At 44.2% G+C, this 23,846-nt stretch carries 32 protein-coding genes and 2 tRNA genes; 16 read left to right on the forward strand and 18 right to left on the reverse strand.

Going from position 1 to position 23,846, the window contains the following annotated elements; all coding sequences use genetic code 11:
* The first annotated feature begins 344 nt into the window (after nt 1-344).
* Nucleotides 345-2,759, forward strand: coding sequence for a putative polysaccharide biosynthesis protein (locus ACKTR5_RS10330; RefSeq protein ID WP_407881316.1), 2,415 nt, complete (start codon nt 345-347; stop codon nt 2,757-2,759).
* Between the two features lie 18 nt (nt 2,760-2,777).
* Entirely contained in the window at nt 2,778-3,527 is a 750-nt protein-coding gene (locus ACKTR5_RS10335; protein WP_407881317.1) for a pseudouridine synthase, read from the forward strand.
* A gap of 75 nt (nt 3,528-3,602) precedes the next feature.
* Here the strand turns inward: ACKTR5_RS10335 and ACKTR5_RS10340 are convergent, their stop codons facing one another.
* On the reverse strand, nt 3,603-4,445 hold the full coding sequence (locus ACKTR5_RS10340) for an NAD(P)H-hydrate dehydratase (protein ID WP_407881319.1): 843 nt from the start codon (nt 4,443-4,445) through the stop codon (nt 3,603-3,605).
* Between the two features lie 131 nt (nt 4,446-4,576).
* Between ACKTR5_RS10340 and pepV the strand changes: the two genes are divergently transcribed.
* Nucleotides 4,577-5,998, forward strand: a complete 1,422-nt coding sequence (gene pepV, locus ACKTR5_RS10345) for a dipeptidase PepV (RefSeq protein ID WP_407881320.1) — start codon at nt 4,577-4,579, stop codon at nt 5,996-5,998.
* Between the two features lie 80 nt (nt 5,999-6,078).
* Here the strand turns inward: pepV and ACKTR5_RS10350 are convergent, their stop codons facing one another.
* On the reverse strand, nt 6,079-6,984 hold the full coding sequence (locus ACKTR5_RS10350; protein WP_407881322.1) for an AraC family transcriptional regulator: 906 nt from the start codon (nt 6,982-6,984) through the stop codon (nt 6,079-6,081).
* A gap of 163 nt (nt 6,985-7,147) precedes the next feature.
* On the opposite strand from ACKTR5_RS10350, the gene ACKTR5_RS10355 reads away from it, so the two are divergent.
* Genes ACKTR5_RS10355 through ACKTR5_RS10365 form a run of 3 tightly spaced genes read left to right on the forward strand, consistent with a single transcriptional unit; the run spans nt 7,148 to nt 9,701 of the window.
* Complete coding sequence (locus ACKTR5_RS10355; protein WP_407881323.1) at nt 7,148-8,485, forward strand: MFS transporter; 1,338 nt, start codon at nt 7,148-7,150, stop codon at nt 8,483-8,485.
* A gap of 20 nt (nt 8,486-8,505) precedes the next feature.
* Nucleotides 8,506-8,937 carry an HIT family protein gene (locus tag ACKTR5_RS10360; protein ID WP_407881325.1) on the forward strand — a complete coding sequence of 144 codons (432 nt, stop codon included), beginning with the start codon at nt 8,506-8,508 and terminating at the stop codon, nt 8,935-8,937.
* A 23-nt stretch (nt 8,938-8,960) separates the two neighbouring features.
* Entirely contained in the window at nt 8,961-9,701 is a 741-nt protein-coding gene (locus ACKTR5_RS10365) for an SDR family oxidoreductase (RefSeq protein WP_407881326.1), read from the forward strand.
* A 63-nt stretch (nt 9,702-9,764) separates the two neighbouring features.
* Here ACKTR5_RS10365 and ACKTR5_RS10370 read toward each other — a convergent pair whose 3' ends face one another.
* The gene (locus tag ACKTR5_RS10370; protein WP_407881327.1) at nt 9,765-10,400 is read right to left on the reverse strand and encodes a deoxynucleoside kinase; all 636 of its coding nucleotides are present in this window, start codon (nt 10,398-10,400) and stop codon (nt 9,765-9,767) included.
* 148 nt (nt 10,401-10,548) lie between these two features.
* Nucleotides 10,549-10,974, reverse strand: coding sequence for a large-conductance mechanosensitive channel protein MscL (mscL, locus tag ACKTR5_RS10375; protein ID WP_407881328.1), 426 nt, complete (start codon nt 10,972-10,974; stop codon nt 10,549-10,551).
* A 177-nt stretch (nt 10,975-11,151) separates the two neighbouring features.
* Between mscL and ACKTR5_RS10380 the strand changes: the two genes are divergently transcribed.
* From ACKTR5_RS10380 to ACKTR5_RS10390, 3 genes are all read left to right on the forward strand, one after another.
* Entirely contained in the window at nt 11,152-11,994 is an 843-nt protein-coding gene (locus ACKTR5_RS10380; RefSeq protein WP_407881329.1) for a Cof-type HAD-IIB family hydrolase, read from the forward strand.
* Nucleotides 11,981-12,589 (forward strand): hypothetical protein, encoded by a 609-nt coding sequence (locus ACKTR5_RS10385; RefSeq protein ID WP_407881331.1) that lies wholly within the window; start codon nt 11,981-11,983, stop codon nt 12,587-12,589. The genes ACKTR5_RS10380 and ACKTR5_RS10385 overlap by 14 nt, the downstream gene beginning before the upstream one ends.
* Nucleotides 12,590-12,713: 124 nt before the next feature.
* Nucleotides 12,714-12,797 (forward strand) — tRNA-Leu (locus tag ACKTR5_RS10390).
* Nucleotides 12,798-12,970: 173 nt separating this feature from the next.
* Here ACKTR5_RS10390 and ACKTR5_RS10395 read toward each other — a convergent pair.
* The 12 genes from ACKTR5_RS10395 to ACKTR5_RS10450 form a co-directional block, all read right to left on the reverse strand.
* Nucleotides 12,971-14,116, reverse strand: a complete 1,146-nt coding sequence (locus tag ACKTR5_RS10395) for a site-specific integrase (protein WP_407881332.1) — start codon at nt 14,114-14,116, stop codon at nt 12,971-12,973.
* Nucleotides 14,117-14,277: 161 nt separating this feature from the next.
* Nucleotides 14,278-14,820, reverse strand: coding sequence for a type II toxin-antitoxin system VapC family toxin (locus ACKTR5_RS10400; protein WP_407881334.1), 543 nt, complete (start codon nt 14,818-14,820; stop codon nt 14,278-14,280).
* Nucleotides 14,820-15,146, reverse strand: coding sequence for an STAS-like domain-containing protein (locus ACKTR5_RS10405; RefSeq protein WP_407881335.1), 327 nt, complete (start codon nt 15,144-15,146; stop codon nt 14,820-14,822). The genes ACKTR5_RS10400 and ACKTR5_RS10405 overlap by 1 nt, the downstream gene beginning before the upstream one ends.
* Nucleotides 15,147-15,157: 11 nt before the next feature.
* Nucleotides 15,158-16,051, reverse strand: a complete 894-nt coding sequence (locus ACKTR5_RS10410; protein WP_407881337.1) for a histidine kinase — start codon at nt 16,049-16,051, stop codon at nt 15,158-15,160.
* A gap of 184 nt (nt 16,052-16,235) precedes the next feature.
* A tRNA-Ile gene (locus ACKTR5_RS10415) sits at nt 16,236-16,309 on the reverse strand.
* Nucleotides 16,310-16,340: 31 nt separating this feature from the next.
* On the reverse strand, nt 16,341-17,072 hold the full coding sequence (locus ACKTR5_RS10420; protein ID WP_407881338.1) for a CPBP family glutamic-type intramembrane protease: 732 nt from the start codon (nt 17,070-17,072) through the stop codon (nt 16,341-16,343).
* 88 nt (nt 17,073-17,160) lie between these two features.
* Nucleotides 17,161-17,370 carry a hypothetical protein gene (locus ACKTR5_RS10425; protein WP_407881339.1) on the reverse strand — a complete coding sequence of 70 codons (210 nt, stop codon included), beginning with the start codon at nt 17,368-17,370 and terminating at the stop codon, nt 17,161-17,163.
* 105 nt (nt 17,371-17,475) lie between these two features.
* Entirely contained in the window at nt 17,476-18,042 is a 567-nt protein-coding gene (locus tag ACKTR5_RS10430; RefSeq protein WP_407881340.1) for a hypothetical protein, read from the reverse strand.
* 104 nt (nt 18,043-18,146) lie between these two features.
* Nucleotides 18,147-18,479, reverse strand: a complete 333-nt coding sequence (locus ACKTR5_RS10435) for a hypothetical protein (protein WP_407881341.1) — start codon at nt 18,477-18,479, stop codon at nt 18,147-18,149.
* A 115-nt stretch (nt 18,480-18,594) separates the two neighbouring features.
* Nucleotides 18,595-19,215 (reverse strand): hypothetical protein, encoded by a 621-nt coding sequence (locus tag ACKTR5_RS10440; protein WP_407881343.1) that lies wholly within the window; start codon nt 19,213-19,215, stop codon nt 18,595-18,597.
* Nucleotides 19,216-19,280: 65 nt separating this feature from the next.
* Entirely contained in the window at nt 19,281-19,730 is a 450-nt protein-coding gene (locus tag ACKTR5_RS10445) for a hypothetical protein (protein WP_407881345.1), read from the reverse strand.
* A gap of 2 nt (nt 19,731-19,732) precedes the next feature.
* The gene (locus ACKTR5_RS10450; RefSeq protein WP_407881346.1) at nt 19,733-20,050 is read right to left on the reverse strand and encodes a helix-turn-helix domain-containing protein; all 318 of its coding nucleotides are present in this window, start codon (nt 20,048-20,050) and stop codon (nt 19,733-19,735) included.
* 254 nt (nt 20,051-20,304) lie between these two features.
* Here ACKTR5_RS10450 and ACKTR5_RS10455 point away from each other — a divergent pair, with 254 nt between their 5' ends.
* Together ACKTR5_RS10455 and ACKTR5_RS10460 are read left to right on the forward strand one after the other, a co-directional pair.
* Entirely contained in the window at nt 20,305-20,523 is a 219-nt protein-coding gene (locus ACKTR5_RS10455; RefSeq protein WP_407881348.1) for a transcriptional regulator, read from the forward strand.
* 19 nt (nt 20,524-20,542) lie between these two features.
* Nucleotides 20,543-20,767: a hypothetical protein gene (locus tag ACKTR5_RS10460; RefSeq protein WP_407881349.1), complete on the forward strand. Its 225-nt coding sequence runs from the start codon at nt 20,543-20,545 to the stop codon at nt 20,765-20,767.
* On the opposite strand, the gene ACKTR5_RS10465 is transcribed toward ACKTR5_RS10460, so the two are convergent.
* A complete protein-coding gene (locus tag ACKTR5_RS10465) occupies nt 20,730-21,257 on the reverse strand; it encodes a hypothetical protein (protein ID WP_407881350.1) in 528 nt (175 codons plus the stop codon). The two genes, ACKTR5_RS10460 and ACKTR5_RS10465, sit on opposite strands and share 38 nt — an antisense overlap.
* 60 nt (nt 21,258-21,317) lie before the next feature.
* Here ACKTR5_RS10465 and ACKTR5_RS10470 point away from each other — a divergent pair, with 60 nt between their 5' ends.
* Genes ACKTR5_RS10470 through ACKTR5_RS10480 form a run of 3 tightly spaced genes read left to right on the forward strand, consistent with a single transcriptional unit; the run spans nt 21,318 to nt 22,432 of the window.
* Entirely contained in the window at nt 21,318-22,004 is a 687-nt protein-coding gene (locus ACKTR5_RS10470; RefSeq protein ID WP_407881352.1) for an ORF6C domain-containing protein, read from the forward strand.
* 18 nt (nt 22,005-22,022) lie between these two features.
* Nucleotides 22,023-22,229 (forward strand): hypothetical protein, encoded by a 207-nt coding sequence (locus ACKTR5_RS10475; protein WP_407881353.1) that lies wholly within the window; start codon nt 22,023-22,025, stop codon nt 22,227-22,229.
* A gap of 32 nt (nt 22,230-22,261) precedes the next feature.
* Nucleotides 22,262-22,432, forward strand: a complete 171-nt coding sequence (locus ACKTR5_RS10480) for a hypothetical protein (RefSeq protein WP_407881354.1) — start codon at nt 22,262-22,264, stop codon at nt 22,430-22,432.
* A gap of 139 nt (nt 22,433-22,571) precedes the next feature.
* Here ACKTR5_RS10480 and ACKTR5_RS10485 read toward each other — a convergent pair whose 3' ends face one another.
* On the reverse strand, nt 22,572-23,081 hold the full coding sequence (locus ACKTR5_RS10485; protein WP_407881356.1) for a hypothetical protein: 510 nt from the start codon (nt 23,079-23,081) through the stop codon (nt 22,572-22,574).
* A 235-nt stretch (nt 23,082-23,316) separates the two neighbouring features.
* On the opposite strand from ACKTR5_RS10485, the gene ACKTR5_RS10490 reads away from it, so the two are divergent.
* Both ACKTR5_RS10490 and ACKTR5_RS10495 read left to right on the forward strand, forming a co-directional pair.
* Nucleotides 23,317-23,649: a hypothetical protein gene (locus ACKTR5_RS10490; protein WP_407881357.1), complete on the forward strand. Its 333-nt coding sequence runs from the start codon at nt 23,317-23,319 to the stop codon at nt 23,647-23,649.
* Nucleotides 23,649-23,846: siphovirus Gp157 family protein (locus ACKTR5_RS10495; RefSeq protein ID WP_407881359.1), on the forward strand; the 198-nt coding region annotated here is incomplete at its 3' end. The genes ACKTR5_RS10490 and ACKTR5_RS10495, both read left to right, overlap by 1 nt.

The following is a 23,846-nucleotide window of genomic DNA, read 5'->3' on the forward strand; positions in this document are numbered from 1 at the left end:
TGCTTTAAATTCATAATTATATTTAGCCATAGTAAAACCCCCAGAGTTGGATTTTGTCCAACTCTGGGGGTTCACTTCAAGTTAGCCGTTTTTGTTTGGTCTGTAGTGGTGGGGGATTTTAGTTAGCGAATGGTGCGGCAATTTCCCGAAAGCACGTTATTTTTGCTTAAAATCAAGTATAATTAAAGCACTGATTTTTATGGACCTTAAGTGGCCGAGAATCTGGTAAACTGATAAAGCTTGTGTTTTCCTAAAGCTTATTTACATGAATTTTTTTAGCAATAAAGCGCGGTACACTAGTAGCTTAGAGCAACGTTCGAATTTAAAAAAGAATTGAGAAGTTTATGTCTAAAAAAGAGTCAACAACAAACGATGAACAATTACCGACTAGAAAGCAGTATCGCCGGCGTCAACAACGACGGGAACTGTTTGGTCGCTTTGGATTACACGGGGAGCCAAAGGCATCTGAAACGGAAGAAACGCCAGTTCAACCTGAATCAGAAGTAAATGACACAGCGTCATTAGCAGAGGAGCAGGCGGAAGAACATAAGGCTGCGGCAACTCCAGAGGCTGTGGATGAACCCGCTAAAGAAGCGGAATCAGTTGCGACAATGGCGAGTGCGGCCGCAGATAAGCCAACTGCGACGGCGTCAACGGCAGAACATGATGACCACCAAGCGATGTCAGCTGCCGTGTCTGCGGCAAAGACACCACACGTCATTTCCAACCAATGGGCTGGTTATGGCGATCAAGCGACGCCACAAAGTGTCACCAGTGAAGCACCACGTCCGCTGGAGGATCTGCTGAACGGGACGCAGGTGATTACACCGGTGACAAAACACATGGTGAATGAGGTAACGTCAGCGGCGAAACCAGCTGATAGCGCGGCAACCGTGGTGACACCAACATCAGGAAACGAGCAGGCTGACGGTGACAAACCGGTCGCGTCTGCCGAACCTGTACAGCACCAGCAGGCGTCACCAGTTGCCTCTCAAGCAGAGGTGACTGAGGCGCCCGTTGAGGCGGTGACATCGACATTGTCTGAACCAGATGAACCGTTGCGGACGGTTCCAAAGGCAACGGTCCATGATGAAGATCTGGGCGCCATTGTTGAACAACCAGGGTTTGAAGCGGGGGATGTTTCTGACCAGGAGCAGATCCTTCGCGGAACCGGGTGGATGACCGCGGCCAGCATCACATCACGGGTGTTGGGCGCGCTGTACATCATTCCGTGGGTTATGTGGTTTGGAACGTTTTATAACCAAGCGAACGCACTGTTTTCAAAAGGGTACAACGTGTACTCTATTGTGTTAATGGTGTCGACGGCGGGGATTCCTGCCGCAATTTCAAAGTTGATTGCCCATTATAATGCCCTGAATGAGTATGGGGTGGGGTTCCGGTTGTTTAAACGGGGGATGATGCTTTCCCTCATTACCGGGATCGTGGCTGCTTTGTTATTGTGGATCTTGGCACCATCACAGCTATTGACCACCGGTGATCCGAATGTCATTCCGGTCTTGCGGTCACTCACGTTAGCAGTCTTTGTTTTCCCAACGTTGTCCATGATGCGCGGTATGTTCCAGGGGTATCACATGATGGCCCCCAGTGCGATTTCGCAGTTCATTGAACAAGTTGTCCGGGTCATTTATATGCTGTTAACAGCCTACTTGATTATGGAAGTGGGTAACGCACCGGCGAAAAACTGGCCACACACGGTTGTGCAATCAACATTTGCAGCCGGACTAGGTGCCATTGTTGCCGTTGGCGTTTTGGCTTACCAGATGTGGCGTTATCGTGGTTACTTCAGAAATAAAATTGCGGGCTCGCAAGAAGGCATCATCATGTCCACGCCACAATTGCTGAAGCAGATCATTTGGCAGGCGATTCCATTTACGATCGTGCCAAGTGCCATTGCGATTTATCAATTATTTGATCAAATGACGTTCTTTAAAATTATGCACGTTACGTCAAACTTGAGCTATGCGGCGCAAAATACGCTGTATGCGTACTTTGATTTTAATGCCAACAAGATCATCATGATCACGGTTTCGTTGGCCTCGGCCTTAGCGGCAACGGCGATTCCGTTATTGACGGAGGCGCACACGTTAAAGGATAATTCCGGGACGAGCAAGCAAATTAACTTTACGCTGGAACTGTTTAGTTTCATCATGATTCCCGCATCACTTGGCATGGCAGCCATTGCGGTGCCACTGTACACCGTTTTCTATCGGTATTCACTGGCTGGTTCCGTGATTCTTGAATTTTCGGCCTACTTGGGCATTTTATTCGGATTGTTCACGGTGCTTTCAACGGTGATGCAAGGGGTTGATGAGAACCGTGCGGTCATTTGGTACATGGTTGTGGGCTTAATTGTGAAGATGGTGCTCCAATTTCCAATGGTGGCGTTGGCACAACCAATGGGGCCATTACTGGCCACTACCGCTGGCTTTGGCGTATCATGTTTCCTGATTTTCCGTAATTTGGATCGCCACTTTGACATTGATTACGATGGCCTATTACAAAAGGTGAACCAGATTATTATCTTCTCGTTAGCAACCTTTGTGGTGGCGCGGTTATCCGTTTGGGGCTTGGACCACGTGATGAATACGCAGTTTAAATCATTAGCCTTTCTTGAAGTGCTAATCGCCATGCTTTTAGGTGGCGGTGTTTACATTTATCTTGCGTTACGAACACGGTTAGCAGATGAGATGCTTGGTGATCGGGTGGCCGGTTTACGGCAACGTTTACACATTAAGTAGGTTACTGGAGGGAACGAGTTGGCGAAGACAACACGTTTAGACAAGTACTTAAAAGAGATGCGGGTGGCAACGCGTAGTGAAGCCCACGGGTTGATTCGTGATGGTCATGTTACGGTCAACGGTGTTGTGGCGTCACAGGCACGGCAACCGGTGGATCCGGCAATTGACATTGTTGCTGTTGGCGGTGAGGCCATTGATTATCAGCGGTATTACTACTTTTTAATGAACAAACCGGTTGCGGTCGTGACGGCAACGACAGATAAAACGGCGCAAACCGTGATGGATCTTTTTAACCCAACGGATTATCGGGATGATTTGTTTCCAGTGGGGCGTTTGGATAAGGATACGACCGGGGCGCTGCTCATCACAAATGATGGCGACCTTGGCCACCGGTTAACGAGTCCAAAGCACCACGTTGAGAAGGTTTATGAAGCGCACATTACGGGCACATTGTCGAAGGATGACGTGGCCAAAGTGGCGGCAGGCGTTACATTAAAGGACGGGACCACTGTTCGCCCAGCCAAGCTTGTGTTGGGTGACTATGATGTGGCGTTAGACCAGACGACGATTCAATTGACGTTAACAGAAGGCAAGTACCATCAGGTCAAACGGATGGTGGGGAGCCTGGGACAACGGGTGGTGACGCTATCACGGTTGTCATTTGGGCCCTTGAATGTGACGGCAGGCTTACTACCGGGGCATTATCGTGCATTAAGCCAAGATGAGGTTATGGCATTACGAGACGCAAGTGAAAAGACGCGCGTTTAGGCCATTAAAAAAGATCGCCATTGACGAATTTTTGTCAATGGCGATCTTTTTACGTTAGGAAATGATCACAACGTGTTAGTTAATTGCTGGCAAAGAGTATTGTTTCATGTACCACGGAATCTCTTCCGCAATCTGGGTGGGGAGCACCACGTAGGCGTTATGGGCCAGATCATCCGCAATTTGACTGTGGATGTACACGGCGGCCAGCACCGCGTGAAGCTGATCAGCAAACTGAGCAGTGAACCCGCCGACCATGCCGGCCAAGGTGTCACCCATCCCACCGGTGGCCATGGCTGGGGTTCCGCCAGGATTATCAAAGACTTGTTGTTGATAAATAACCTGAGTATGGTGCTTTTTTAGAACCACAATGCCACCAAGTTGCTGGGCCGCGGCTAGGTTGTTTGCTAGTGTCTGCTGTGAAATAGCGACGCCTGATAACCGTTGCCATTCCATTTCATGAGGTGTGAAGATTAATTTTGCGGCTGGTAAAGCAAGATCATGGGTGGCAATTAAATCAATCGCTGAGCCGTCAATGGTAACGGACTGTTCTGGTGTGATGGTCGCAAACACGCGTTTTAACACGGCTAAACTGGTGGCGTCTGTGCCAAGTCCAGGGCCGATAACGATGCTGGTTGCCTGGTGAACAAGTTGTTCAAGTTGAGCGGGGTCGTGAAAATCAGCGACCATTGCTTCGGGCATGCGCGTATGTAAAGCAGTGATGTTAATAGGATCGGTAAGGGTCGTGGTGAGACCGGCGCCTGAATAAATTCCGGCGGTTGTGGCCATGATGATGGCGCCACCGTACTGTGCGTTTCCACCAATAAGAACAAGCCGGCCGTACGTTCCTTTATGGCTATCGGCTGCCCGGGCGGTAATCGTTTCGTGGAGTAAGGTTTCGGTAATGGGTTGACTGGACATAACAACGCCTCCTTCACCAAAGTATAGCATTTACGTGGTTCAAGCGGGTGTCACAGTGATGAATATGGTAAACTATGGACTGTTAATGATATTTACAAACGGAGTCTTTAATCCAGAATGGAGCGATATTAATGACAGATTGGCGAGCAGAAGTTGATCAACGAAAGGACGCGTTTTTGAGCGACCTGGAAACAATGTTAAAGGTTCCTAGTGTCCGTGACGACAGTCAGGCCACAGAAGATGCCCCACTGGGCCCCGGCCCAAAAGCAGGGCTAGACGCATTTTTGGCCATTGCAAAGCGTGATGGTTTCCGCGTTAAGAATATTGATAATGTTGTGGGCTATGTTGAAGTGGGTGATCCCGACGCAGACGAAACGCTGGCAGTCTTGGCCCACGTTGACGTGATGCCGGCTGGTAACGGTTGGGAAACAGATCCGTTTACACCAACAATTAAAGATGATGGGTTCCTGTATGCCCGTGGCGCATCCGATGATAAGGGGCCAGGGATGGCAGCTTACTACGGACTGAAAATTGTGTCCGAACTGGGCTTACCATTGAAGCGGAAGGTGCGGTTTATCGTTGGGACAGACGAAGAGTCTGATTGGACGGGAATGACCCGCTACTTTGAAGTGGAACCCGCACCAACATTGGGCTTTTCACCTGATGCTGAATTCCCCATCATTAATGGTGAAAAGGGAAACATCACGTTGACCACAACGTTTGCGGGTGAACAGGATTCATCTGCTGTGAATACGTTGGTTCGTTTTGAATCTGGTGAACGGGATAACATGGTCCCAGCAGAAGCCGATGCCGTGGTGAACAGTACAGACGCTGACACATTGGTTGCAGCCTTTGAAGCCTACGTTGCTGCACAACCCGTTGAGGGGACTGCTAGTGTTGAAGCTGACGGTGTGCACCTTCACGTGGATGGTAAGGCGTCTCACGGTGCCTGGCCAGAAAACGGAATCAACGCCGGAACATATTTGGGGGCCTTTTTAGCCACCCAACCGTTTAGCGGGAGTGCGTTAAACTTCGTATCGTTTATTATGGATGATGTGCACGATGATACCGTTGTAACGCATTTAGACTTAGCCATTGCGGATGATGTCATGGGTGCGCTATCCATGAACATCGGGATCATGAAGTATGCTGACGACAAGGGTGACGTGACGTTAAACTTCCGGTACCCTAAGAACACAACTGCTGAAGCAATTACTGAGGGTGTGACGGCGGCCGCAACTGCGCATCACGGTTCAACCGTTGCTGGTCGGGCCATGGTGCCACACTACGTTTCTGCGGATGATCCGTTGGTTAAGACCCTTCTGAACGTGTACCATGAACAGACTGGACTACCTGCCAAGGAAGAAGTTGTCGGTGGTGGGACGTATGGCCGGCTGATGAAACGTGGGGTTGCCTTTGGGGCCATGTTCCCAGGCGCACCGGACACCATGCATCAGCCAAACGAATGCATTCCTGTTGAAGACTTGTACCGTTCAGCAGCGATTTACGCACAAGGAATTGCTGAATTGGCTGCCGAAACAGACGCTGATTAATTGGTTAGTTAAAGATAATTAAGAAACAAGGCTAACACCTTTAGGAATTATTTCCTGAAAGTGTTAGCCTTGTTTTTTATTTAGTCGCGTTGTCCAGACTGTTTGATTGCCGGTTGTGTTTGGAGCTGAAACCTATGCATTAGGGTGATGTTGTGTTCATGGGCCAAACGGCTTTTCCTGCGGTAGGCGAGGGGGTGGCTGCCGATGGTTTTGGCAAATGATTTGGTCAGGTAATTTGGGTCCAGGCCAACCTTAATGGCGATGTCGTTGACGCTTTTATCGGTGTACTCAAGGTAGTTTTGGGCGTGCTTCAGGCGAATCTGTTGAAGCAACAGCATGGGCGTGGCTCCGGTGACTTGTTTGCACTGGCGGATGAGGTAGTTCTTGCTGTAGTTAAAGTGGTCCGCGAGTTCACCCAATGTAAGCGGGTCGCTGTAATGGGTTTGTAGATACCGAAGTAGCGGAAAGGATGTTTGGCCCGCCGCAAAATAATCAATGTTTTTTAGAAGACTTTCCTGCTGTTGATTGCCAAAAACAGTAGTTAAAAGCAGGTGCTTAAAGTTAACGTCGAGGGTTAACTTTGTCGCCGCTTGTTGAGCCTTTTCGGCTGGTAGGGCATCGTTTAGCAGATGTTTAAACGCACTGGGGTCCTGGACCGGGAACACAGTCTGGTTGGTTTCCTTGATTAACGTAATTAAGTCAGGCGTTAGTTCGAACTTCACATCCAGCACCGCTGTTTCGTGTTCAAAGTGGAACGCGTGAACTGTGTTAGGAAGAATCAAAATAAGCTGTCCAGGGAAAACATCCAGTGCTTGCTGGACGTTTTTTTTTGTGGTCGTTAAGGTTGTGTATTCATGACCGTTTAAAACGAGTTGGGCCTGCGCAAAGCTGTGATGGTGCGGTTCAACGACTTCGTGGCGGTGATACAGGCGGCCACTCATCCATAAAACTTTGAGTTGTGAATCGCGAATGATTGGCATAAGCATTTATTTCCTCTCTCGGTGTGTGATATTTTCCAGAAATGGTGATCATTATCACCAAATGTAACCGCTTTCTGTTATCTATAATAAGCCTTGAAAGTGATGGATATCCACTGACTTAATGAAAAAAGTTCTGCATTCAAAAAACTGTAAGCATGGAGATGAATCAATGATGACTGATGTGAAGCACAGCGCCCTTAAAAAGGTGACCCGGCACATTTTGCCGTACTTGTTCGTAATTTACTTTATTGCCTTCCTGGACCGAAGCAGCATCACCTACGCGTCGATTGGCGGATTGGATAAAGACCTTGGTTTGACTGCGGCCATTTATGGCTTTATTGCCGGGATTTTCTTTATCGGTTACTTCTTGTTTGGAATTCCTGGCAACATGATGTTGGAAAAGATTGGCGCCCGGCGGTGGCTAGCCTTCATTCTTGTTTTCTGGGGTGCCATTACGCTGGCCACCGGGTTTGTGACTTCGATTTCGGCACTGGTTGTTTTGCGGTTCTTACTGGGAGTCTCTGAAGCTGGGCTGTTTCCGGGAATGACCCTGTACATTACCTACTGGATTCGGAGTCGTGACCGGGCCCGGGCCATTGCAGCCTTCATGGTGGCACCGCCAGTTGCTAACGCCATTGGCGCACCGATTGCAACGTGGATCATTACCCAGGTACACATGGCGTTTGGACTCGAAGGGTGGCGGTGGTTATTCATCATTATCGGGATTCCGGCCATTTTGATGGGTGTTTACACGGTGTTCTTCTTAGCAGATGTGCCGGCCTCAGCAAAGTGGTTAACAACGGATGAAAAGCAGTGGCTCATCACGGCATTGGCCGATGACGTGAAGCAAGAAGAAAAGAAGACAGTTATCAAGGCACCATTTGTTGATGCGTTTAAGGACGCTAAAATCTGGAAGATGACCGGAATCAACTTCTTTTACTGCATCGGGTTGTACGGGATTACCTTCTGGATGCCGCAAATGGTTAAATCACTGGCCGGTGGGTTAACCACGATGCAGGTCGGGTTAATCAGCGCAATTCCTTACCTATTAGGGGCTGTTGCACTGGTTGTTAACGGCCAGTGGTCTGACAGAAGTGGTGAACGGGTTTGGCATACCGCCGGCGGTGCCTTGATTGGTGGGATTGGGTTCGTTGGCGCGGCGTTAACGACGGCGGTTCCCATTGTGTCAGTTGGGTTCATCTGTCTCTCAGCAATTGGTGTTTACGCTTACTCCGGACCGTACTGGGCCATTACGACCACGGTTGATCCACGGATTGCCGCAGTTGGGCTGGGCATCGTGAATGCCGTTGGTAACTTTGGTGGGTTCTTTGGCCCGTACGCCATTGGCTGGCTGAAGGGCGTTACCCACAGCACCACCACGGGCATGTACTTCTTGGCCGCTAGTTTGATTATTGCCGGTGTGTTTGTCCTTAGTTTACGGGCACACCATTCCGAAGAATCGGCAACAACGAAGGTAACGACTGATTCTGCTGACCAGGTTAATTAGTGAAAAGGAGATTATTCATTATGGTTGAACGTTTTCAAAAGGATTGTATGTACTGTGCACACACGGAAAAACTTGCTCAAAACTACATTGAAATCGAATCACTGCATGTCGCAACGGTGTACCTTGCTCGTGATCAAACGCACCGGGGCCGCATCGCCGTTGTGCTGAACTGGCACGTGGATGAACCGTTCCAATTGACCGATGTTGAACGCCACGAATTTTACGATGATGTGGCTCACGCCGCGGCCGCCGTTGATAAGGCGGTTCACCCGGGCAAAATCAACTACGGCACGTATGGTGACACGGTATCTCATTTACACGTTCACGTTGTGCCAAAGCAACCGGAAGACGGTGACTGGAACGATGCGTTTGTGAATAACCCAAGTTCACCGAAGCACCTGAGTGACGCTGAGTATGATGCCATTATTGAAGACATTAAGGTAAACCTCTAAATTGAAAGGAACAGTGTTGAATTATGACTGTTAAGGGAAAAGTTGTTGTGATTGCGGGAGCTTCATCAGGAATTGGGGCTGCGACCGCTAAGAAATTGGCTGCTCACGGGGCTAAACTCTTTATCGGTGCTCGGCGTGAAGATCTGCTGAAGGAACAGGCCGACGCCATTATTGCTGACGGCGGGCAGGCGGCCTATAAAGTGGTTGACGTAACAAACAAAGAATCCGTTTTGGCCTTTGTTAAAGCCGCGGTGGCTGAATACGGCCAAATCGACGTGATGTATAACAATGCGGGGGTCATGCCAAACTCACCGTTGCGTGACCTTAAGGTGGCCGATTGGGAGCGGGCCTTCCAAATTAACGTGATGGGCGTGCTGTACGGGATTGCGGCGGCCTTGCCAATTATGAAGGAACAGGGGGTTGGCCACTTTATCGCAACCGATTCAAACGCTGGTCACGTGATCAATCCAAACGCTGCCATTTACTCTGGAACCAAATTTGCGTTGCGAGCCATCATGGACGCGTTACGCCAAGAAGAGGGCCCAAACATGATTCGATCAACGATTGTGTCACCTGGGAACGTCAATACGTCCTTATGGAAAACGGTTGGTGATCCTGAATTACAGAAGAAGGCACGGGCTCGTGAAGAAAGCATCGGACTAGCACCAGAAGATTTGGCAAACGCAGTGTTGTACGCCATTGATCAACCAGAAAATGTTGGGATTGACGAAATCTTGTTGCGGCCAACAGTTCAAGAAAACTAGTTTAAGACCATAGAAAAACGCTTATGGATTTTTTTTCCATAAGCGTTTTTAGTGTTTACTAAGTTAGTTGCGGATGGCAGCTAAGTGGTCGTCGATGTCGGCGAGGACTTCTTTGACGTTCTTAGGGTCTTCCAAATCATACTTTTGTAAGTCGATCTTCATTTTTGGTGAGGCGTCATATTCGCTGTACCATGTCCGGTAAGCAGACCACATCTTGTAGTAGTAATCACGCAGGGATGGATCATCATCGAATTGTTCGTAGTCCCGACCACGCTTTTTGATCCGGTAAAGGATTGTTTCGAAGTCTGTCTCAGAATACACCATCAAATCTGGGGCCTTCTTTGGCAATTCTTGCAATTCGTTCATCATGTTATCCAGAAGGTTCAGATAAACTTCTAACTCGGTGTTAGAAATGTTTCCCTCTTTGTTATTTTCCCGTGTGAACAAAGCATCTTCGTAAATGGAACGATCGAGCACGTTATTATCATCTGCCAACGCCTTTTTGATCATTGAAAACCGCTTGTTCAAAAAGAAAATTTGCAACAGGAAACCATATTGTTTAGGATCCCGATAGTAAAGGGGTAAAACTGGATTGTCACCAACGGGTTCGAAGAACGCCTTGGTATCTAAGTGGTCTGCGATTAAACCTGTAAGGGTGGTTTTCCCAACCCCAATCATGCCTGCGGTAATTATCACCATAATATCTCCTCGTTCAAAGTTTTAAATGCTACGTTACATCTTACAACATTTTGGCAGGCGATGGGGGACTGATTGTAGACAAGTTATGTGGTTGTAAGCACCAAAAAGCGGCGGACAAGTTCTGCCCGTCGCTAATGAAAATAAATGATTATTTATCTGTGGTGGTCGTTGGTTCTTGGGCTGTTGATGAAGCCGGTTTCACTGGGTGACCGTTTGCAATGCGGAGCTCGTCACGAATTTCTGTCAGCAGTAAATCGGTCTTGGCGTCCGCCTTTTCTGTCTCCGTTTTTGGCATGAGCTTGTTAATGGCTTTGACCAATAGAAAGACAACAAAGGCGATGATGAGGAAGTTGATGACTGCATTAATGAAACTTCCCAACTTGAAACTTGCACCGCCAGCCTTAACGATCCAATTAGAAAAATCAATACCCCCAGTAAAGATACCTAGTAGTGGGTTAATTAATGTGTTGACCAGCGCGGTCACAATTCCTGTGAACGCGGATCCGATAATCACACCAACGGCTAAATCAATAACGTTTCCACGTGAGATGAACGTTTTAAACTCTTTCCACATAATGGAACCCCCTTTGAAAGTTTAGTAGATTAGGCATCTTCAATTTTACCATGTTTAATTTTAGGAGTGAAAAAAGGTGGCTTTTAATTAATTATCTGAATTGTCGAAATCGGTTACATGATTGTCAAAGCTGGATTTTTTCGGTATGCTGAACGTAACAAGTGAGGAGTGGGTGCGGTGATTAAATTAATTGCGAGCGACTTAGACGAAACGTTGTTGAATACAGATGGAACCCTCGGTCAAAAGAACATTGAGGCCATTAAACGGGCCAGTGCGGCTGGGGTTTACTTTGTTCCAAACTCTGGGCGTGGGTACGCGTCGTTTGAAGATAACCTTCGTGATTTGGGGCTGGCCCAACAGGCGGGTCAATATAAGATTTCTTATAACGGTGCGGCAATTTTGGAGAACAAGGATGATCATGTCCTGGCGACAAATGGCCTGCCGTTTGCGTTGGCGAAGGGCGTCTTTGATACCGGGCGGACGTTTGATGACGTGAGTTGCCACGTTTACTTACTGGATGAGCTGTTTATTTATCACCAAACACCAACGGATGCAGCGTACATGGCCTCTCGGCAAGTGCCGTTTGAAAAAATGGAAACACCGGATCTCGATTTTATTAAGGAACGGCCGATCATGAAAGTGATCTTTGAAACGCCGGATGTGGCACGGCAACATGAACTGGCCGATAAAGTGATGGCGAGTTACGGCGATGAGGTGGACGTGACGTTTTCTTCAGGCCGCTACATTGAGTTTAATCGTAAGGGCATTAATAAGGGGCGCGCATTACTGCAATTGGCTGATTTGCTTGGAATCGATCACGCCGAGACCATGGCCGTTGGGGATAACTTTAATGATTTACCAATGATTGAGGCTGCTGGTGTTGGTGTTGCCGTGGCAAACGCGGTGCCCGAAGTTGCCGCAAAGGCAGATGTCCAGACGGTGGCGACTAATTATGATGGCGCACTAGCCGAACTGATTGATCAGTATGTATTTGGAAAGGATGTTAATGGCAACAATTGATGAGCAGCTGGATCGTGCACAGGCACGCCAGCAACTGATTGCGGTATACAACTTTGTGGATGAAGAGACGTTTTCCGTTGGCTATGTGCTTCAGCAGGATGAGACCCATGTGTTACTGAAGGTGATTGATCCCAATGGGTCCATTAATGGCTTACAGTTGATTAGTAAAGCGTTTATTGACCGGGTCGTAATGCGATCGGATTATTTGCGGAGTAGCGAGGTGTGGCAGCATGTGGCTGAAACAAACGGCTATGCTGATCCATGGCATTTAGCGACAACGCAGCAACACTTAACGTTAACACCGACTAAACTGATGACATCGCTGTTACGAGACGCCTTGCAGCAAAAGCTCATCGTTAACCTCGGCACGATTCGTCAGTTAGAAGATGCCGAGGTGGAGGATGCCAGTTTTACCGGCTTTGTTGGCGATTATGTAGGTGAGGTGGTTGCACTAAACTACTTGGATCCGTGGAATTTAACGGATGCCTGGCAAATTGACATTGAGGTTTCTGCCATTAGTTATGTCCGCGTTGGTGCCGGTGAATGTGTCAAAATGCAGGCGCTAATGGAGCAATACACAGATGAAACGTTTTAATGATTTCATTTAGTTAACCCGCGTTGTTTATTTGATAAAAATTCCGATTAAAACTAGAAAAAAGGCTTGCCGCCGGGCGTGAGTTCGTGTAAACTTATACTTTGTTGAGAGATTACATCAACATGCCCCTGTGGCGGAATTGGCAGACGCGCAGCGTTCAGGTCGCTGTTCACCTTGGTGAGTACTGGTTCGAATCCAGCCAGGGGCACTCGGAGCTCCATTACGAATCATTGAAATATCGCTTCTAACGTTGATATGACGGCGTTTAGAAGCGATATTTTTTTGCTGTTTTTTTCATAGAATTTCATGAAATTTCACGAAATTGAGAGCATTTTGAGAGCAAAATTGTTTACTGCGAGCAAAGTTGGTGGTTGCTCGCAGCTAATTAATGCTGCTTCGATTAAGTCCACGATCAATGAATTTTGTCCGTGAAAAGGCAGCACTCACTTTTTGGTTTTGCTGTGCCTTAAACTCTTGTTGTAAATGTGAGTAGATGTTCAGGGTGGTAGTAAAGTTCTTATGGCCTAACCGCTCACTGATCTCATAGATCGAAACATCTTGTGAGAGCAAGTAACTGGCGTGAGTATGGCGGAGGGCATGAAAGGTTACTTCTTTGATGTGTAGTTTCTGACATGCAGATTTTAAGACCTTGTTAACGCCATTGTTTGAGGGCACTACGCCGTTCTCATTTACGAACAGTAACTTATTCGGGTTATGAATTTCTAGTGCTTGTTGGGCCTGAAAGAGGGCGGTGAGACGGGTAGATAGCTCATCATTGATACTAATCGTCCGACGTGACTGAACATTCTTAGTTGGCTTAAAACCATGGGTTGTCCAGTCATACGTGTTCTCTACTTGAAGTGTTTGATTAATAACGTCGAAGTCCTGCTCTTGTAAACCGGCCACTTCAGCAATGCGCATTCCTGTGAAAAGGGCAGTGAGGATCATCGCATAACTGGGCGCTTCAGGAGTGATTTTTGTTTCACTATAGTTGATGAGCTTCCACATCGAAGCCCCATCAAGATACTTCAATGCTTTATCTTTCCCATCGTTACCCGTAATTGAAGTGTGCGCTGTAAAATCACGCTTTAGTAGACCATCATCCATTGCCGATCGTATTGCCATCTTGACGTGAGTATCAACTTTCATGCTGCTCTCACGACTGTGTGTTGCGCCAAATTCGTTGAGAAACTGTTGATAACCGCTACGTTTGATGGCAACGAGCTTGGTCCGGCCAAAGTTTTCTTTAATAATGCGTTGTGTGTTTCGATACCATTGTTGAGTGGCTGGGGCGATTTTCGATTCTTCATAAGTTTCGTACCACTCCATGAAGTAATCATAAAAGGATTGTTTGCTTTCAACAATCCCGTCATCAACGAGTTTTTGTTGATCCATCTGTTCAGCCCACCGTTGAGCCTCGATTTTACTAGGAAATGTTTTTGCCTTAGCTTTACGTTCACCGTTACGAGCATAGTAGAATGCCCGTGCTTGATATTTACCATTACTTCGTTTTGTAATTGATGCCATGTTAATCTCCTTGTTTGCCTGGGCGGGTCAAATATCGGAGAAAATTAATTTGTCGTATCACCTTCTTTCAAGTAAAATAGTATTCGAAAAGCGCACGTGGATAACGTGTCTTTATAGGTAGCACACTCTCAAAACTTGGTAGGGGATGAGGGTGTGCTTTTTTATTGTCTACCTGCGAACCACACATCATTTACTGTAAGTGGAGAACGGTAATCTTTGTCATCTGTAAGAATGCATAAATTATTATCTAAAGCGGTTTGAATGATGAGCTTATCATTAAAGTCCAATTCGGGAGTCTCTCGCAGAGCTAATTCAGGAAGTGATTCGTTTCTCATGATTGAATTGGCGTTCCCTAAGATATCTTCGTTAGCCTGCTCTACAGTTATCTTATAAAAGTTAAGAAAGTTTTCGGTTTTTTTGAATTCTCCTTTAAATGAAAACTCATGAGCCTGTTTATGGTGCTTTTTTAAATAAGCCTTCCAAGCTGAACGCGTTGATGTGTTTATATATTCTGAAATAATTTCGGAGCATACAAATAATGGGACGTCTTGTCGTAAGAAAAAATCGAATATTCTTGAATACCCAGGATCATTTTTAGATTGCCATATGTTAAAAAGAAAAAGCCAAACATTTGTATCGAGTAATACACCATCAAAATTTTTAATGTCAAAGGGTTCTTCAAAAAAATCGTAAGCCTTGGTCATTAGTTTTCCTCATTAAAGTCTTGTTCAGACAGTTTTGTTTTGGCGTTATCCATAACTAGTTTCACTTTTTTGAATTGTAAAGGGGTTAAAGTCTTTGAAGATATATGGATATATTTATTGAGGTCTTCAGGAGTTCCTAAAGTATATAAATCACCTATTGAAGCATTTAAAAAAGCAGTTGTTATAGTTGAGAGGTCTGAAAAATCAACTACAACAGATTCCTTTCTATCATAGTAGTTTTTTAATTCTTTAAATATGTCCTGAGCCGTTTCAGCGGAAGCAGCGATACTAGTTCCTATCTCTTGTTTAATAATAATTGTATTCATAAATGATTCTCCTAAAAAAATAGTGCCTGATTTGAAGTGGCCTGGGGTGAACGATTGTTTAATAAAAATTCCAAATGTAAAGACGTTCCTGGTAGGGGATTTACCAATGTTTTAAGGATAATACTACCAGAACTGTTTTGCTTCCAGTATCCGGTTCGAGAAATAATAGTAAACTCACCACCATGCATTAGATTATTAGCTATTTCAAACAGCCCAAGACCACTAGCAGGAGTGTTCTTTGTGGAATTTCCACGTTGGACAGCCCAACGAATATAGTCGTAATCGTTTTTATACATAATCGAAGTGTGTTTCTCAACATTAAAAGGAATTGAGACACCGGTGTCAGTTATCATAAATCTAATCCTTTGCTTTTGAGGAAAAAACTGTCCACACATATATAATGTATTACTACCAGAATGTTCATATATATTACGAGATAATTCAAGGATAGCAGTGTTTATAACTTCAATTTCACCGGCATTGTTCAGTAAGTGATGTGGCCAATTGTTATTTCCAAATACGTGATTTTGAAGGAAATCTACCACCGCCGTATCATCCTGACTGTAATTACTAAAATAAGGTATGGTGGTGCCATAAGGATCGGTTTTATTTTTGCCCATATTAAATTGTTTTAAAAAACCATTTCTGCTTAAAACATCGAATGGCTTGGAATTTATAATGTCTATCTGTACAAGAGCACCCTGTAGTTTTAATTTTTCTATCAGGGCCCCGAAGAGACTGACCATTTCCGCACTAATAAATTTAGTTTTTGTTAAATCGAATATTACTAGTTCATTCGATAAATCACCTGAGTTTAGTAGGTCATTATATTGATTCAGAAAAAATTGGATGGATGAAAAATTTGCGGCGATTCCATAGGGCATTGTTACAGTATGCGTTGACATTCCTTTTCGTTCCTAACTTTAGTATTTAGCAGATTAGTTTGTTAGCGATTTTGTGTAGCTTAAACTTCCGCCAGGTGAGTTGCACACCTGATGATGATCTGTCACGGAAACCTGCTAGTAGCTGTTTCTTAGTGGGGTTGGAGAAAACGAGCTAGATAAGAAAACATAGGGGTGCTACTAGCAATGGACCTAGTTGGACTCGAACCAACGACCGGACGGTTATGAGCCGTCTGCTCTAACCAACTGAGCTATAGGTCCTTTTTTGAATTTTTTGTTAACCCAGGAACAGTTATTTGGCTATTAACGAGACTAAAATACCAACAACGCCTAATAAAGTAATGGAACCGTTGTAAAATAAATGTGCCATAATATTTTGCCAAATGTTTTTCTTAGACAATAGGTAAAAAATTTGAAAAGTGGCCCCAACAAGGAAATATAATGCAAGAGCAGGCAGATTACCAGACACATTATTGATATGAACAAAACCAAAAATAATATTTGAGACAACTGACATACCAAAATACAATCCTTTATTTTGCACAAAAGGCGCTACAAGAGCGTGGTGGTAAACAATTTCTTCTGTAAATGCTTGCATTAACGGAATGGTAAAAACAATCAAAGTGGGTAATGCCGTGTGGAAGAAATTTATGCTTGCCATTAAATGGAGTTGTTGTGAACCGCCAAGAATTTTCTGGAAAACAGTTGCTAAGGGCATAATGACAATAAAGATAAATATAACAACTACGATGACACTCAAAAGATTCTTCCATACGTGTTGCCGCCATTTTAGCCAATCGCGTTTCAGGATTCCATCTGACCAGTAGAAAAGAGCTAAAAATAATAACGGTACATACACAAGTAAGGCCCTTAAGGCAACAGACCAGGTTGCAAAGCCATTCTCCGCAGGCTGGCTAGTGTGATTGCTATTAAATAACAGGGGAAGATAAACTAGGGCAGGGATTACAATCAACGCTGAAAGCCATTTAACTAATGAACTGTTTAAAGTATTCTTGAATGACATATTGCACTCCTCTTTAAGCTAATGTTTAACGATTCGTCTTAGTTGAGCTGTATGAATTTATGAGGCCTATCCGACAGGGTAGGTTTTTTTATTTCCAAGCACCACCTAGGAACGGTGGTAAAAGGAACACGACTAAACCAATCAGTAGAAGAAGCCAGCCAAGTAGAGCTAAGGGACGGTTGGTGGTCACATAATTGACAAACCAACCATTCACCCATTTAGTTGTAATTATTAAAAGAAATAGGCCAACCACGGCAATGCCGAGACCTAAGTACATAATTATTTGCGTTATTTGCATGCTGATCGCTTCCTTTATTTGATTTAGTGTTTTGAAAGCTTGGGTTGAGAGTTCTATTCTAGTTGAACCGTGGGGCGTTAATGGACTACTGTGACAATGAGCGGGTTAGTATCCGTCGTCAGTATCATTGTTTGAATCATCATTATTAGTATTATTCTGGTTCTCCAGGTCTTTACCTTTTTGAGTCTGAGAACCATCTGGGTTAATTAATCCTTGTTGCATAAGCCAGCTGTCTTGTATCTCACCAGACATCTTCATTGTATCTGGTGTACTGTCTAAGGCCTGTTGAAGCGTCATACCGTGTTGTATTTTATAGGCCACAGGTGTTTCACCATACTTGTTTAAAAAGCCCGTCAGAGTGTTTTCATCTGTTGAAATACCTGTTGAGGACTGATTAGCAGACTGTTGTGAAGCGTCGTTACTCGGCGTTGATGACTGTGTGCTGGCATTTCCTTGTGAACTGGATGAAACTACTTCACTTGAACTACTTGAAGATGATGTAGAACTTTTGGCCTGCGCCTTTTTGTGGGTCTTTTTTATTGTGTGTTTATCGGTCTTGCCTGATTTTGAAGAACTGTAATTGTTTGTGCTGTTGGGATGGCTATTGCTACCGCAGGCAGCTAACAAAAGGGCACTTAATAAAACAGTTCCCAGCGTGATTGATTTTTTCATGATATCTCCCCAGACATGTGATATATAGAATTTTGATATTTGAATAATTCTCACTTTCCGAATTGAACGGAACAAACGTCAACCATGACAGTGAGAACATATTGTTAGTTGTTAGCTACCTTGAAATTTTTAAGCTTTGTAAGGTACAAAGAACCACCAACAATAGAAATGATTCCTCCGACCCATCCAAGCATTGGAATTAATGCAATGGCGCCACCAACAATGAGCAAAACGCTTGGAGCAGCGCCTACACGGATATCACCTTTATAATAAATGATAGCAATAATGCCAAGAACTAAAATAGCAAGTTTGATGATGTTGAGAAAAAGAATGGCACCTACACCACCGCCGACCATAAAGCCCATACCCAGCAGTAAAATAATTCCCCCAGCTAATCCGACAATGCCGTTTGCTAAGGTGAGAGACCTAGATTTCATAACAGAAACCCTCCAAAATGATTCAGCTTTTTATGTCATCAGTATTTGGACAAGAAATTGTGGCTAGATAATTGATTGGTAGCAAATCGTTGCTCGTTACGCTTAAATAAATTGATTATCTTTTTGCAAAATTAACTGTGTTCATACCAGAAATGGAAATTTTATCGCCGTTGTGTAGATTAACATTAACCTTTGGCGTTTGGCTGAAGCTTGTGTCTGCCCCCAATACTTCGTTAACGTCATCACCAGTGATGCTCTTTGGATCAACCATAAAATTACCAGATTCACCTTCAGCAGGGGTTACTGTGTATTTACCGGCTTTGATGTCACGGCCTACTTTCCAGTAGCCAGTTGTAAGTGAGGCCGTATTGTTCTTGTTGCCTTTTGGTGCTGGGGTAAAGTTGGCACCGCTCATACCCTCAATTTGAATTTTATCGCCCGTAGCAAAGTCGGCAGTAACATTAGCAGTCTCTAGGCTTGGGTCGTCTGTGCCTAGGATTTCGTTAACGTTTTCGCCGGTTAGGCTGTTCTTAGCCGTTGTTTCAAAGTTTCCTGATCCTTCTGTTGCTGTAACAACATAACGCCCGGGCTTTAAATCTGACCCAACTGTATAAGAACCAGCGATAAGTTGTTTCTGCTGAGACTTCGCAAAGGCGCTTGTAGTTGGTGTTACTGCTATTCCCCCAAATAACATGGTAGAGACTGATAAAGTAGAAAAAATAACTGCTTTTTTCATATTGAACACTCCTAGAATGATTTCAGCTTTTAATGTCATCAGTGTTTGGACAATTCGGATTAATATTAGTAGATGTCTAGATTGTGTTCCTCACCGTAATTAATAAATTCGGTTTTAACGGTGCTCATTAGTGCACATGGGATACCAAATAGAGATTCGAAATCTCTATAGTTAGCATGAGCAATATCGTCGTTGCACCGCACATTATCTAAATACATATCCGCTAAATCTTCAACAGCTTCCATATTTGCGTCACGTTCGAAGTCACGTTTAAGGCCAGTATCAAAATAGAGGATAGCAAATTGATCGTCTTGATGTTCGATATGTTTCATTTCATGAAGTAACTGTAAAGGTAGTTGGCGTTGGTCATACCAGTTGCAGTTCATTACGATGGTTTTGTTCTTGGGATTGCTCGCAGGGGGTGTGCGGGGGTTTAAGTCAACAAACTTTACCTGGATTCCTAAGCTTCTGCATCGATCCAACAGGACGGCAATAAAGTCATCTAAGCTATCCATAGCTAATCCCTCCGCAGTAAGCGTTTAATGATCTCTAAATCTTCCTTAGGTATCTCGCGGCCCTCATAAGTCATGATGATATCATCGTCGGCTATATCTACTTTAGATGGCTTAGCTGGTTCAGCGTTGTCAGTTTTGCCAAGAAGGTAATCAACCGAAACATTTAACACGTCTGCCACTTTTTCTAACGATTCGGTAGTCGGAGATTGATCTTTCCATCTATAGATACTGTTAATTCCAATTCCGGCCTTTGTGGCGGTTTCTTTGAGGTTCCAGCCGCGGTCTCTCGAAACTTTTTTGATACGTTCAACAAGCGTCATAATAGCATTCCTTTACCTCATGACGATATAAAATAACTGAAAACGATATTTTTGGTTTACAAAAGTACTGAATACGGTTATTGTATATTCATCAAGTAATTAGACAACAAAAAACAGTATTCTTATGAGGCAGTCCTGGTAGATGATCCCGTAAGTTAATGATTGTTTGTTGTTATTTTGTATGCACTCATTGTACTGAAATCAGTACTGAAATGCAACTACTTGATGAATAAATTACGAGAAAGGGGATAAACATGACCGAACAAGATTTGGCAACAGAAGTATCTCGGATTAGTGACAACATTAAAATTGTTTTACTTCGTAAACACATGAGCCAGGTAGAACTCGCTGAACTGATTAATACTAATAGCTTTCCAGTTACTCCACCCACCTTAAACCGTGCGATTAAAGGCGATATGAGTCCAAAGTCTGTTGAGATTCGCTCTAAGATTTACAAAGTTCTAGACATTTAGGAAATGAGGTGAAATAAGCATGAAAGAGGAACCACTTAAAACAGAACGTGAATATAGGCTTAAGAAATTCAAAGAGGTAGAAAAACCAATGGAAGACATGCTCGGCAAGCAAACTACAAATTTTGGTAAGCAAGTAGTTGAACTTGCAAAAGAAAAAGACCTGACGTACATGCAGGCGTACGCAGGTCTTGAATATGCATATGAACTTATGCATTACCATCAGAACTTTTTGAAAGCAGACTGATGGGTGTTATTTCGACATCTTTTTCAAGCTTTAGAAACGGTAGTTCAAGACCTGTTTCTAAAAAGTGAACGTTGTAGACAGTGCTAGGCAAGTCATCGACTGGGGAATCAATATCACTAACGATATCTAATGCAGCAGTGAGCACGGCTTCTGGATCCTTGTTAGTTTGCAACAAATGATGAGCCTTATCTTGGAGTTGATCTTCCGGAAAGTATCTAAAGAATGCATGGCGTGCGGCTTCAAAAGTTTCGGTGGATTCATCATTTTGATAATTCAGTGATATGTGGGTAAAGATGCCTGGCTCAGATTTTGAAGCCTGAAGAGGATGCGTAGGGGCATTTTCATAGCGATATGAGTCAAGCTGGGCATATTTACCGTCCATTAGATATATGGGTTCATAGCTGACGGCCTTGCTGTAATCGTAACGTTTAACCATTTCAGTGAATAATGCTAGCACGTAATCTAAGGCGTGTATTTCAGTAATGTTCATAAATTTTCACCTCCAATATTTTGAACTAGTTACATCATCTCATGAAAGAAGGTTTTACACATGAACGAATTACAGAACTTTAATTTTGAAGGAAGCAATATCCGAACCGTTATTGAAGACGGCGAACCAATGTTTGTCGGTAAAGATGTTGCAACTGTACTTGGGTATTCCGAAACATATGCAATGACCCGGCGCTTAGATGATGAAGATTTCATGTCCACCAAATTGACGGGTATGAATATGAAATCAACTCTAATCAATGAATCCGGATTATATACAGCGATTATGGGAAGCCAACTACCCACTGCTAAGAAATTTAAACATTGGGTCACCAGCGAAGTTTTACCATCAATTCGCAAAACTGGCCAGTATCGGCAACGACCATTATCTGCGACCGAACAAGCACATTTGGCATTACAAGCCACCGCTGAAATTGATGATCGGTTGACCACGTTAGAAGATACTATGCGAGTTTCAGGGCCGCAGGAAATGCAGCTAAAGGACGCTGTTACTAAACGTGTGCTTACGGCGCTGGGTGGCAAGGATTCAGCAGCATACGTGACCATTGGTCGTCGAGGTTTCCAGCAATGTTGGCATGACTTTAAGAAGCATTTCCAGTTACCACGATACAGTGAGTTACCACGGATTCAATTCAGTGAAGCAATGAACTTCATTGAAATGTGGGCACCGGACACTGAAATGCGGTTAGCAATTCAGAAAGCCAACGCACAAGGAGAATTATTTTAAATTAAGGGCGGTACCCATATGACAGGTAAATATTTAATGCCGGATGAAGTTCGTGACAAAAAGGGAATTATGGAAAAGTGCTTCCCGGGAATGAGCAATAACCAGTTTGACATCGTCCGGACTGAACTAGATTTTCCGCACATGAAGTTTGGCAGTTCAGACAAATGGTGGTACTCAGTGAACGCTGTTAGCAGTTGGATAGACGAGCACCAGAAACTTAACTAAAGACCTGGGCGGGTCAAAGGGAGTTATTCAATATGACAACAATGCATGTACTACAAGCCATCATGGCTGATTCAAGCACTTACTGGACATTTGCATTACTGATCGGTGGCGGGGTTGTGGTGTGGTCAACGTTTGGAGATCGCGCTGAACGAGTCATCAACTGGCTAGATAAAGCCTGGGACAAATTACTTTGTCACTTGTAAATAAAAACGCCAGCCGAATGGCTGACGAGAAAGAGAAAATCTATGAGTCTAAAAGATTGGATTTACCTGATACTGGTTTTTCCTTTGATAATTGTTGACGCTGGATTATTGATTTGGGCTTTTAAAAACAGATAGCAAATCATAGATGCTTAACAATTGCATGAGAGGCATTTTTTATGGAATCCGATAAGATATCCACAGGTTCTTCGGAGTTTGAATCAGCTTTAGTCCAATGGGCGTCATATTCAATTCCAAAGTTCAGTACAAAACTATCTTTGTATTTTTTTCCACTCATGTCCTCATATTCAATATGACATGGAACATTTTCGCGAAATGAGTTTAGAACTACGGACATCCACTTCTGGTTAGGCGCAATCAGACCGTTAACGAGTGTTTGTAAATGTGTACGTTCGTTTGTAGAATCGAGATTTTTATCAAAAGTCAGTTTTGTTATCTTTGCCCCACTATGACCGAAGTTCTTGATAACGATGTATTTAGTGGCACTGACTACGTCAATAAAGTCAACATATACCATTACGTACGGTCGGGATTGATTACGATTATTTTGAACATTAATCCAAATTGCGTAACCAGAGGTTATCAAGGAAACCAGGATGGCACCGATTTGAATCCAGTCAGATATTTGCATTTGTTTCACCTCAAGATTCATTATCTCACATGAAAGGAGATGATACACCATCAACGAAAAACTAGCACTAGCCGGTTTGCAGGTTATGCAGCCACAAAAAAAGGCCAATTAGCACTGCAATGCTGGTCGGCCGGTTAAGAAAATTTTACTTGAACACATTATCTATCGTAAGGGAGATAAACGCAAATGATTTTAGAAGCAAACAACGGCCTGAAAGAATTAACGGAGGTCGCTAATGACTAATCCACGAGATTTAGAAAATCATATGGTTGGTGATCCGATTGATCCAGTCCGTTTCGGGACAGACTATAAAGGCGATGATGTTTATTGTGATCAAAAGGTTTGGATGTACGGTAAGGAACTATTTGCTGATGATGACGCAGAGGTGTGGCTACAAGATCACGCGATGTGTAAGGAGCCTACTGCAACTGAGCTAGTGAGCGAGTTGTTGGACTTGTACGGTGGTGTTGAGCTGCTAGGTAAGTTGTTGTCAGATGATGGCTTCACTGATGACACCATATTGGATGTTATAGGCGCAACGGTAGTTAACGAAGGGGATGCAGCCTAATGGCAACGATGTATGAACTAACCAATAGCTATCAGCAAGTGTTGGCGTTACTTGAAGAATCTGATGACCAACAAGTTATCCAAGACACTTTGGAATCCATTCAGGGTGGTATTGAGGATAAAGGCGTTAGCTATGGGATTGTAGCCAAAGAACTTGATGGTCGCATTGATATGGCCGACAAGGAGATCAAACGTCTG

Source organism: Furfurilactobacillus entadae (assembly GCF_045862745.1).
Classification (GTDB): Bacteria; Bacillota; Bacilli; order Lactobacillales; family Lactobacillaceae; genus Furfurilactobacillus; species Furfurilactobacillus entadae.